The 3984-nt window shown below is 44.8% G+C and carries 6 protein-coding genes; 4 read left to right on the forward strand and 2 right to left on the reverse strand.

Translation table 11 applies throughout. From position 1 onward, the window contains the following. Positions 1-13: 13 nt before the first annotated feature. On the reverse strand, positions 14-199 hold the full coding sequence (locus tag LHW48_11345) for a hypothetical protein (GenBank protein ID MCB5261042.1): 186 nt from the start codon (positions 197-199) through the stop codon (positions 14-16). 13 nt (positions 200-212) lie between these two features. Then, the gene (locus LHW48_11350; GenBank protein ID MCB5261043.1) at positions 213-1823 is read right to left on the reverse strand and encodes a T9SS type A sorting domain-containing protein; all 1611 of its coding nucleotides are present in this window, start codon (positions 1821-1823) and stop codon (positions 213-215) included. A 179-nt stretch (positions 1824-2002) separates the two neighbouring features. Here LHW48_11350 and LHW48_11355 point away from each other — a divergent pair, with 179 nt between their 5' ends. From LHW48_11355 to LHW48_11370, 4 genes are read left to right on the forward strand one after another with little or no spacing between them, the layout of a single operon-like run. Beyond that, positions 2003-2428 carry a glycoside hydrolase family protein gene (locus LHW48_11355; protein ID MCB5261044.1) on the forward strand — a complete coding sequence of 142 codons (426 nt, stop codon included), beginning with the start codon at positions 2003-2005 and terminating at the stop codon, positions 2426-2428. Continuing rightward, entirely contained in the window at positions 2425-2883 is a 459-nt protein-coding gene (locus LHW48_11360) for a hypothetical protein (protein MCB5261045.1), read from the forward strand. Before LHW48_11355 ends, LHW48_11360 begins: the two co-directional genes overlap by 4 nt. Further along, positions 2883-3371, forward strand: a complete 489-nt coding sequence (locus tag LHW48_11365; protein MCB5261046.1) for a hypothetical protein — start codon at positions 2883-2885, stop codon at positions 3369-3371. Before LHW48_11360 ends, LHW48_11365 begins: the two co-directional genes overlap by 1 nt. Continuing rightward, positions 3368-3769 (forward strand): hypothetical protein, encoded by a 402-nt coding sequence (locus tag LHW48_11370; GenBank protein MCB5261047.1) that lies wholly within the window; start codon positions 3368-3370, stop codon positions 3767-3769. Before LHW48_11365 ends, LHW48_11370 begins: the two co-directional genes overlap by 4 nt. The last annotated feature ends 215 nt before the right edge of the window (positions 3770-3984 follow it).

The raw sequence follows: 3984 nt of genomic DNA on the forward strand, positions 1-3984 counted from the left end.
AACCTGAAAACGGCTATAGTGCTGAATTACAACCATATACAGGATTAGCAATTTGGCCGAAATGGCTAAAAAACGCCTGTTTTTGGGGGTAAAAAATAGCCAAATGGTAAAGATCGGTTAAATAATCATCAGAGTGTTTGGCAAACAAAGCCATACAAGTAGCGATTAAAATAACAGAAAACACTATTTTGCCTTTCATCTTTTTACTCCTCTTATATAATAGTGAATCTTTTGGTTACCAGCGTTTTATCACCTGAACATATCTTGGCAAAGTAAACTCCTGGTGCTGTATTGTTTAGGAGTCCTGACCAATTTTTGCTTTCGACTAATGTCCCGTTGAATTTATGGGCTGATAGTTTCTGTCCCTTTATATTGTAAATTTCTATACTTAGATTCCGCTCTTTTCCATAACCACTTCCAATGAAGAAGATATTAACGGTTGTTTCTATTTGGGATATTGGATTAGGGTATATGTTGATGTCCCAAATGTTAGAATTTGACGTTAGAGCAACACAATCATCTTGAACTCCCACAGTTGTATCGGCTAATTCAGCATTACCCAGGTAGATATGTATTTTGCCAGAAGTCCACAGGGGTGCCGGATCGGAAAAAGGCTGTGAAACGGCAAGATCACAATAGCCATCATTATTGAAATCACCCGCAGCTTTTGCCTTGCCAAATTGTTCAGATACCCCAGGAGGTGCAGGTAATTCCAAATCAACACCACCATTCAGATTCAGCCCTCCCATCCAAATGTAAGCTCTGCCATCAGCACCAGCATAGTTACTGTTTGAGGTTGCGATGTCGCTATAACCGTCACCGTTAAAATCTCCGTGGATTAGAGTGTATCCATCATCTGTACGTGATATGTATTGAGAGAATTCAGTATTCCAATATGCCGATATGTCAGAATTCCCGCACCAAATTTTATAACCGCTGCCATCAATCAAACCAACGAAATCATCTATACCATCTCCGTTAACGTCACCCAGGGGACCAGTCCAAGGGTCGATCACTGTATTTGTATCCGAACAAATTGTCAGGCTATCACTCGTGGGGAATTCATTGCTGCCAAAATGAACAGTAATCCTGCTGTGGGTGTTTTCATGTTGTGTCAATGAGTGTGAACTTAAGTAATCATCTATACCATCATTGTTGATATCGCCGATCCCCGTTAAAGAAGATGCCATTGCCCCCCACTGAAGCGAATACAAAATAACAGAGTTATGTGATGAACCATCAAATATCCTCATAGTTGCTGTGGAGTAATCAGAATTTACCAGCACATATCCTATGTCTGCATGTCCATCATTATTAACATCTCCAAGAGCCCAGAGACTTCCTATAAAGGAAGCGATTGAATGGGAGAAAGCTATAACAATATCAGGCGTTGTTACAGGAATATGGTTCCCATAGAAAATACAAATCTTCTCCTGTCCAGACTCCGATCCAAAATAGCAGAGGTCTTCAATCCCATCATTGTTGACATCTCCCGCGTTTCGCAAGTATCCCAGCCCATACTGGCGCTGGTAAGTACCTGGGATACTGAAGTCAAGATTATTGTCAAAACCATATCCTCCCCAATAGAAGTTGATTCTGCCAAACATTCTGTAGGAGTAATCTAGTACACCATCAGGATTCCAGTTTTTTTCCAACGCCACCAAGTCCTGTATACCATCTCCGTTAAAGTCGATACTGCACATAGACCTGCCTAATGATGCTCCACTAAACTCACCAGTCATTGTAGTAAGCAAAGGCATGCAGTTGACTGCATATAATAGACTTACCGAGATTAACACTGTAATACAAAATAACTGTCTCATCTTGGCCTCCCTATAAGCGGATAACCGCTAACCATTAATATAATATGTCATTTCTATAACGGTGCAAGAATTTATTTCAAAATTCTGTCGCATCCTTATACATCCTTGTTTGTGTTAAATCAGGTTAGTGGCTTCCTTGCTCCGGATAGAGTATCAAATACTACTCGCAAGGAGATACGATGGAAGCCAAGCTACTGGAACGCATCAAAGAACAATTAGTCAGGCACGAAGGTCTGAGGCTGAAGCCGTACCGCTGTACGGCAGGCAAACTTACCATCGGTATTGGCCGCAATCTCGATGATTGTGGGATATCCAAGAAAGAAGCTTATGCCATGTTAGAGAGGGATATCCAAGACTGCGAGCAGTGGCTGATCGATGAGATACCTGAGATTTACAATAAACTTGATGAAGTGCGGAAGTCTGTGCTGCTCAACATGTGCTTCAATCTTGGCATCAATGGTCTGCTTGGATTCAAAAACACCCTGGCGTTTATCAAAGCCGGAGACTGGGAGCGGGCTGCCAATAACATGCTGGCTTCCAAGTGGGCGAAGCAAGTTGGTCGCCGGGCGATTGAACTATCCGAACTGATGAGGAAAGGCAAGTGATACCGATCCCGGTTGAGATAGATGCTATGCTCGCAATACTCAATCTCCCCAAAGAGATGGGTGATAACGGCATCTTCAAAGAACATAGGACTCTTGTCCTGGAGATGGTTCGATCTGTGGTTTTAGCTGATAGTTTCACCCGGGCTATCCAGGAAGACATGCCAGAGGATGACCCTCTGCTGATCTCTTTTCGTTTTGGGTTTTGTTTCCTGATGCTGCACAGTACTTGTGAGTTTCTCAATTTGAAGACCCTGGGCGAGGGAATCGTCAAGACCGTAGGATTAGACCAGTCGGCAACCGAACTGCTCACAGGGAGCGAAATAGACGCATTCAAAGCTAACCTTGAGCTAAGAGCACTGACCGGGCTTCGTGACTATCTGAATCTGCAAGGTCAGAATCGCCTGGATGAGTTGAAACCCAGACCGCCAAGAGTGATCCGGGTGGGAGTGATCTGATGCCCGATAGATATACCACTCCGGATGAACTGATGCGGGAGATCTACCTGGCTATCTATGCTACCTTGGAGAGCCGACTGCATCTGATCGGTTCGGTTGTCGATGCCGAGTCCCGCAAGGAGATACTGGCACAGCAGATTTATGACAAGGGCGACTTCTATGGCAATACAGGCTATCTGGTCGAGACCAGTCCTGATGCCATGATCCTGAGAGTAGGCTCGAACGTCAAACACGAACCTTTCGTTTTGGGCGGCAAAGTGCCTTCCTGGACTCCGATCGCTCCACTAATCGCTTGGGTCGAACGCAAGCACCTGTCCTGGACTGATAAGGAGACAGGAAAGCTGCTGACCGTAGCCGAGATCGCTTATCTCATAAGGGGCAAGATCAAGCGGGAAGGCATCGCTGCCCGTAATGTGTTCGCTGAGGTTATCGCCAACAGGGAGCAGTGGATATATCAACAACTCAATTCTATCGAGGTAAGTCTATGACCGCACATGAGAAGTTTATCGCAGACCGGAATCGAATAGTCGATGCATTGGGGTTTTCTGATATCCCCACCATCCAGTTCAACAAGGATGCCATACCTAAGACCCTGCCTTGCGCCATCGTGATTCTGGACTCAGAGACTGGCAAGAATGGCACTTCAAGACAGTATGTTAGCACTGATCTGGCCTGGACAGTCTTCCTGATCGTCAATGCCCAGAATGCTCCGGACCCTGATAATGATCTGTATTTACTCAAAGAGAAGTTTCGCTCTTTCTACATGAAGCTGATGAACAGGGACCTACCCAGTATTGAGTACTATACCAGCCGTATCGATGGCACTCGACTGGTTCGAATAGCCAAGATCGATCTGCTGAAAAGCGGTACCGGAGCAGGTGCATGAGAGTGATGCGACTGGGAGCCTACAACCTGGCAATCAGTTCTGCAAGTGAACTCCTGGATACCAAGTACAAGCCTGAGCCGATTGACTTATCCACTAATGTTTCTCACACCTAAGTCATTGATAAACCTTGTGTATTGAACGCAGGTATTCACGCAAGCTGTTTCTTAGAACGGAGATAGCTATATTCCGAAATACTTGAAATATCTAATTCCTCA

The organism is Candidatus Cloacimonadota bacterium (assembly GCA_020532355.1).
Taxonomy (GTDB): domain Bacteria; phylum Cloacimonadota; class Cloacimonadia; order Cloacimonadales; family Cloacimonadaceae; genus UBA5456.